The following is a 5388-nucleotide window of genomic DNA, read 5'->3' as shown; positions in this document are numbered from 1 at the left end:
TTTACATGATTTGTTGACTAGGGACAAGGGCGAGATTTTGGAATAATGTCTATTAATGACCTGACCAACAGGCTCAAACAACAGAATGTGAGCATGACCAACGCCAGCGAACAAGCCCAATTGATTGATGACCTGACCTTCAGATTGCAGGAAGTGGAAATCAAACTGGCAGCCGCCTCCTTACAAGGCAAGCATGTTTCCGCCCAAAACGTCATCAAAACACATATGGTTGCAGGCATGGCGCTAGGGCTGTTGCCCGCCCCATTGTTCGACATTGCCGCATTGAGCGGCGTCCAGCTTAATTTGCTGCGCACACTTTGCAAACACTATCAGGTGGCGTTTGATGAACAGCGCGGACGGGGTATGGTGTCGGCGCTGGCAAGCGGCTCCCTGCCCGTATTAACGGTTTTGGGGTTGAGCAGCTTCGCCAAACTGATTCCGGGAATCGGGACTATCGGCGGCGGCATCAGCATGACGGTGCTGGCTGGCGCCACCATTTATGCGACAGGACAGGTTTTTATCCGCCATTTTGAAGCGGGTGGGACTTTGCAGAATTTTGACAGCAAGCATTGGCAAATGTTTTTCAAACAGCAATTGGAGGAGGGGAAAACATTCGCTAAAGGCAAGCTGGACACATCGGCGACAACCAGCACTGGATCATGACGCAGTAACAGCAGCATCACGCCAGCCAACGCTGCCTATACTGGGTCATAATGAAAACGGGGTGATATTTTGGACGAGCTAAATACTTTCCACCGGAAGGTGGAACCATTTTTTATTGAATTCGATGGCAACTACCTGCATGGCGACATTATCAGTGATGATATAAGCCTGCCACCGGAATTATTATGTTTGCATGGCGACACTGCGGAAGGACGGAGCGGCTTTTTGCTGCTACGGCAGTTATTACTGAAAAAACACGCCATTTCTTCCTGCGCGTTTGATTTTAGCGGATTCGGCGGCAGCACCAATATGCCTGCCCATAGCGGCCTGCATTGGCAAACCCAAGTGACGCAAGCGACCGATATTATTGACGCCTGTTTTGATTCCCAGCCATTAAGCATTGTGGCGTCAGATTGTAGCGCACAGGCTGCCTTGCATTTGGCGACGACATTCCCGGTGCGGCAGGTTGTCTTACTGAACCCACCCCCAAATTGGGAAGGCATTGGCAACTTTTCTTGGCAGAGCGTCGCAATGCCGGTTGCAGGGGCCAAAACCTTAAGTTACCTGAATTCCGAACCTGCTTTGCTGCTGAAAATCGCCAAACTGATTAAAGACACCTTGTTGGGCGATGGCCATCTTATACGGCATTCTTACAAAGAATACAGCTTTTGAGGACAAATTTACCTTAAATACAGAAAAGTCAAGATTTTTAGGAAGAGCTTATGAATTAAAATATTTATGATGATAACATCTATAATTATTAAAGATTGTGCAATTTTTAATACACATAAAACAAAATATATAGTAGTATGGCCGTAGCGCAGTTGAGGTGTTAAGTGTTATAGCGTGAGTGTTCGCTTATTTTGGTAGATTGAGAAGGAGGTTTTCTACTTTTGCATATTGTATATGCAGGTTTACTTCACCCTCTCGGTTAAAATAAAGAAGTTATGTGCCCATGTTACAAAAACATGCGATCAAAAAGCTGCTTATCGTAGATGATGATGTTATTTTGCAAAACTTTCTTTTGCGGTCTTTAGCTAGTACGGGCTATATGGCGGATTGCCTGACAGATGGCGGCCTTCTGCCTTCCATACTCCAAACAAAACGCATTGATTTGATAATTTTGGATGTGGAATTGCCAAACCGGGATGGCTATTACTGGCTAAAGTGGCTGCAACATTATCACCCGCAAATTCCGGTTATTATGGCTTCCGTGAGAGGCAATGAGCATGAACGCTTGGCCGGATTGGAAATTGGGGCGCGTGATTATTTATTAAAGCCTTTCCAATTCAAGGAGCTGCTTATCCGAATTGAAAACATTTTGGGAAGCAGCCTCCAATCAAAAAACGACAGCCGGTTTGTCCCTATGGGATGTTGGCAATTCGACACCCATACCGGCACGCTGATGCAAGAAGAGCGAAAAGTTAAACTCACGGCGGTGGAAGCCAGCATCCTTAAATTATTATACATTAATGAGGGGTCAGCCGTCAGCCGTGATGAAATCATGGAGCAGACCAGGGGCAGCAACTATAATCCTCTTGACCGCAGCATCGATATACATATCAATAAATTGAGAAAAAAGATTGAAGCAGACCCTTCCGCTCCAGTTTGTATTTACACTGTCCGGGGAAAAGGCTACCGTTTGCAGCTTTCCAATTTATCTGAAGAGTTAATCGCCAATTCCTAGCCGTTTGTAAAAATCGCCACCCTTTTGCGACGTGCGCCTGTGACAGGGCTGCATCATTATCAGCGATTCCGCCCCACAATTTTTCATTATTATAACCAATAAACAAAAATAAACAGGAACAGCCACACCACATCCACGAAATGCCAATACCAAGCCGCCGCTTCAAACGCGAAATGGTGTTCTGGGGTAAAATGTCCGCGCAGGGCGCGCAGCAGGATCACACTCAACATAACGGCCCCCAGCGTCACATGCAGGCCATGGAACCCAGTCAGCATAAAAAAGGTTGAGCCGTAAATTCCCGAACCCAAGCTAAGGTTCAGTTCCGTATGGGCATGCAGGTATTCCTTCCCCTGCAATATGACAAACAGGAACCCCAACAGAACAGTGCAGGACAAACCGAGGATGAGGTTGCGACGATTGCCTCGTTTGAGGGCGTGATGCGCCCAAGTGACCGCTCCAGCGGAACTCAGCAGGATAAGGGTGTTCAGCGCTGGCAACCCCCAAGCGGGCACCGGCTCAAATGTGCCGCCCAGTTTTTGCGGCCCGTTGGTGGGCCATACAGCTTGGAAAGAATCCCACAACCATTGATGGGTTTGGGCACCTTCCCCCAGACCACCCAGCCAGGGCACCGCCAGCACCCGCGCATAAAACAGCGCACCGAAAAAAGCGCCGAAAAACATGACTTCGGAAAAAATGAACCAACTCATGCCCAGGCGGAACGTCCTGTCTTCCCAACCGCTGTAAGCCCGGCTTTCGCTTTCGTGGATCACCTGCCCAAACCAGCCAACCAACATGGCGGCCAGCGCCAACGCGCCCACCAGCATTACCCATTTGCCATCGCCGCCATTCAGGGTATAGGAAAAGCCCGCCACCAGCGCCGTCAAGCCAACCGACCCCATGATGGGCCACCAAGTCCGTTCAGGAACGTAATAATGGCTGTGTTCGATATCATTGGCCATGGAGCACCTCACTGGGAGCCTGTTCACGCACCCCGGCTGACGCTGAACAGGGTATAGGAAAGGATAATGGTGTCGACATCCCTGTGCAGCTCAGGGTTGACCACAAACGTCACCGGCATTTCCCGCGCCTCCCCGGCCCGAAAAGCCTGTTGGGTAAAGCAGAAACACTCGGCCTTCTTGAAATACTGGGTCGCCTGGATCGGCGCAATGCTGGGAACTGACTGGCTGACCATCGCTTGTTCCAGCCGGTTGCGGGCGTAATAGCGCGTGGAGTAAGGCTTGCCCGGATGCACCAGCATGGAAGTCTGCACCGGATGAAAATCCCACGGCCCGTTCTGGTTGACACTGGCGACAAACTGGATTTTGACCAACCGGGAAGTGTCCTCCTGCAACAGGTTGGCAGCCGCTGCGGAAATATTGCCGGTTTTGCCATTCAGCCCCGTCACCCGGCAAAACACGCTGTAAAACGGAACCAGTAGGAAACCGAACCCGAACATCAGCACCGGAATGGCGGACAATTTCAACAACGAACGGCGGGACACCTTCCCCTGCGGTTGCATGTCAAGCTCCCCCCTGTCGCCATCCTGTTTCATGCCTCTCCCCTCACCTGATGGTTGGTTGCACCGCAAAAGAGTGGTAAGGGGGCGGGGAACTCAACGTCCACTCCAGGCCCTGCGCGCCTTCCCACACCTGATCGCCAGCCTTGGCCCCGCCGCGAATGGTCTGCGCCACAATGTAGAGGAACAGCAACTGGCTGAGGCCAAAGCCGAAAGCCCCGATGGAGGACACCATGTTGAAATCCGCGAACTGCACGGCGTAATCCGGAATCCGCCGTGGCATCCCCGCCAGCCCCAAAAAATGCTGCGGGAAAAACGTCACGTTGACAAACACAATGGACAGCCAGAAATGCAGTTTCCCCAGCGTTTCGTTATACCTGTGCCCAGTCCACTTAGGCAGCCAGAAATAGGTGGCGGCGATCAGCGAAAACACCGCGCCGGGCACCAGCACATAATGGAAATGCGCCACCACGAAATACGTGTCCTGATACTGGAAATCCGCTGGTGTGATCGCCAACATCAGCCCGGAAAAGCCGCCGATGGTGAACAGCACCACAAAACCAATGGCGAACAGCATTGGCGTCTCAAACGTCAGCGAACCGCGCCACATAGTGGCGACCCAGTTGAACACCTTGACCCCGGTCGGCACCGCAATCAGCATGGTCGAAAACATGAAGAACAATTCCGCCCGCACCGGCAACCCCACCGTGAACATGTGGTGCGCCCACACAATGAAGGACAGGCAGGCGATCGAAGCGGTCGCATACACCATGGAGGCATAGCCAAACAACGGCTTGCGGGCGAAGGTTGGAATGATCTGCGACATGATGCCAAACGCTGGCAAAATCAGGATGTACACTTCCGGATGGCCAAAAAACCAGAACAGATGCTGGAACATCACCGGGTCGCCGCCACCGCCCGCATTAAAAAAACTGGTGCCAAAATACTTGTCGGCCAACAGCATGGTGATTGCCCCGGCCAGCACCGGCATGGCGGCGATCAGCAGGTAAGCGGTAATGAACCACGTCCACACGAACAGCGGCATTTTCATGTACGTCATGCCGGGCGCACGCAGGTTCATGATGGTGGCGATAATATTGATCGCCCCCATGATGGAAGAAATTCCCAGCAGATGAATGGAAAAAATCAGCAACGGCAGGGATTCCCCCGTTTGCAGCACCAGCGGCGGATACATGGTCCAGCCGCCTGCGGGCGCACCGCCTTTCACGAACAAGGTGGAAAGCAACAGCGCGGCGGCGAACGGCAAAATCCAGAAGCTCCAGTTGTTCATGCGCGGCAAGGCCATATCCGGCGCGCCGATCATTAATGGCACCATCCAGTTGGCCATGCCCACGAACGCAGGCATCACCACCAGAAAGATCATGGTCAAGGCATGCAGCGTGGTCATTTGGTTGAAAAAGACCGGGTCCACCAATTGCAGGCCGGGCTGAAACAATTCCGCACGGATCACCAACGCCATCGCCCCGCCCACAAACAGCATCAGCAGGGAAAAACACAGGTA

General features: G+C 52.0%; 6 protein-coding genes. 3 read left to right on the top strand and 3 right to left on the bottom strand.

Annotated elements, in window-relative coordinates; genetic code table 11:
* The first annotated feature begins 45 nt into the window (after nucleotides 1-45).
* From VSS37_RS21460 to VSS37_RS21450, 3 genes are all read left to right on the top strand, one after another.
* On the top strand, nucleotides 46-663 hold the full coding sequence (locus VSS37_RS21460) for a YcjF family protein (protein WP_324698581.1): 618 nt from the start codon (nucleotides 46-48) through the stop codon (nucleotides 661-663).
* Between the two features lie 99 nt (nucleotides 664-762).
* The gene (locus VSS37_RS21455) at nucleotides 763-1335 is read left to right on the top strand and encodes an alpha/beta hydrolase (protein ID WP_324698579.1); all 573 of its coding nucleotides are present in this window, start codon (nucleotides 763-765) and stop codon (nucleotides 1333-1335) included.
* Between the two features lie 283 nt (nucleotides 1336-1618).
* Nucleotides 1619-2350: a response regulator transcription factor gene (locus tag VSS37_RS21450; protein ID WP_324698577.1), complete on the top strand. Its 732-nt coding sequence runs from the start codon at nucleotides 1619-1621 to the stop codon at nucleotides 2348-2350.
* An 89-nt stretch (nucleotides 2351-2439) separates the two neighbouring features.
* On the opposite strand, the gene VSS37_RS21445 is transcribed toward VSS37_RS21450, so the two are convergent.
* The 3 genes from VSS37_RS21445 to ctaD form a co-directional block, all read right to left on the bottom strand.
* Entirely contained in the window at nucleotides 2440-3309 is an 870-nt protein-coding gene (locus VSS37_RS21445; RefSeq protein ID WP_324698575.1) for a cytochrome c oxidase subunit 3, read from the bottom strand.
* 23 nt (nucleotides 3310-3332) lie between these two features.
* A complete protein-coding gene (locus VSS37_RS21440; RefSeq protein ID WP_324698574.1) occupies nucleotides 3333-3902 on the bottom strand; it encodes a cytochrome c oxidase assembly protein in 570 nt (189 codons plus the stop codon).
* Between the two features lie 10 nt (nucleotides 3903-3912).
* On the bottom strand, nucleotides 3913-5388 hold a 1476-nt coding region (ctaD, locus tag VSS37_RS21435), incomplete at its 5' end, for a cytochrome c oxidase subunit I (protein ID WP_324698572.1).

Origin of the sequence: Candidatus Thiothrix phosphatis, assembly GCF_035668035.1 — a bacterium.
Taxonomy (GTDB): Bacteria; Pseudomonadota; Gammaproteobacteria; order Thiotrichales; family Thiotrichaceae; genus Thiothrix; species Thiothrix phosphatis.
This window is presented reverse-complemented; position numbering and strand designations above follow the sequence as displayed.

Excerpts from the sequence above, each read along its gene's own strand:
- VSS37_RS21445 (WP_324698575.1), bottom strand. The coding sequence starts at position 3,309 with ATGGCCAATGATATCGAACACAGCCATTATTACGTTCCTGAACGGACT.
- VSS37_RS21440 (WP_324698574.1), bottom strand. The coding sequence starts at position 3,902 with ATGAAACAGGATGGCGACAGGGGGGAGCTTGACATGCAACCGCAGGGG.
- VSS37_RS21450 (WP_324698577.1), top strand. The coding sequence starts at position 1,619 with ATGTTACAAAAACATGCGATCAAAAAGCTGCTTATCGTAGATGATGAT.
- VSS37_RS21460 (WP_324698581.1), top strand. The coding sequence starts at position 46 with ATGTCTATTAATGACCTGACCAACAGGCTCAAACAACAGAATGTGAGC.